Below are 899 nucleotides of genomic sequence, written 5' to 3'. Positions count from 1 at the left end.
GTGCCTATGTGAATAAGCTTCAGGGTGAATTACGCATGGCGTTTCCACAGTATCTCGGCATCTTTTCCAAGGTTACAATCAACACTTCTCTTACACTGTTGGAGACTTATACATCTCCCTCTGCTTTTCTTGAAGCAGACAAGCAAGAGATTATTGATATCATCAAATCAACAGCTCGCTTTGGGCTTACATATGCTCAAAATAAGTATAATGCCATAATTCAGGCGGCAACTGATGCAAATCAGTTTGGTTACATCATAGACAGCAACATCAAGCGTATTCGCCTTTATATCAGCTTCATACGTAAATATGATGAAGAAATCAACAACATTCTTGAATCGCTCCATGAGCTTGTTGATGCTAATGAAGATGCCGACTTTGTCAAGCAGATTCATTTGATTGAAACATTCAAAGGTGCTGGTTTCTTGTCTGCTGTATCCATCATGGGTGAGATTGGTGACTTTTCAGCCTTTTCAAAACCAAAACAACTTTTCGCTTATTTCGGTCTTGATCCGGCAGTAAAACAATCCGGAAAATTTGAAGGTACCAAAGTTCAAATGTCTAAGCGTGGTTCTGCCATAGCTAGACGTGTTATTCACACGTTAACCTTACAAAGCATTAGTATCTCCCGTAATGGAGAAGCTAAAAATCCAGTTCTTCGTGAGTACTACCTCAAGAAATGTGACTCAAAACCAAAGCTCGTAGCAATGGGAGCTGTTTCACATAAGGTATGCAATATGATATTTGCAATACTCAGAGACAACAAGTCTTTTGAAATCATCACTCCACAGGAGCATATCAAACAATACAATGCTTCCAAATGCGACATGGCTGCATAAAATACTGTACATCCAACGAATCAATATCTTTCAAAAGAACGATATTTTCACCAAGGGGGA

Annotated in this window: 1 protein-coding gene; it reads left to right on the top strand. The window is 39.2% G+C overall.

Going from position 1 to position 899, the window contains the following annotated elements:
* A partial coding sequence (locus DXB52_RS15920) for a transposase (protein WP_147343404.1) occupies positions 1-839 on the top strand: 839 nt, incomplete at its 5' end.
* Positions 840-899: the final 60 nt, after the last annotated feature.

Origin of the sequence: Ruminococcus sp. OM04-4AA (assembly GCF_003462585.1) — a bacterium.
In the GTDB taxonomy this organism is placed as follows: domain Bacteria; phylum Bacillota; class Clostridia; order Lachnospirales; family Lachnospiraceae; genus Mediterraneibacter; species Mediterraneibacter faecis.
The sequence above is the reverse complement of the archived record's forward strand: the minus strand, read 5'-3'. Positions and strand labels throughout refer to the sequence as shown.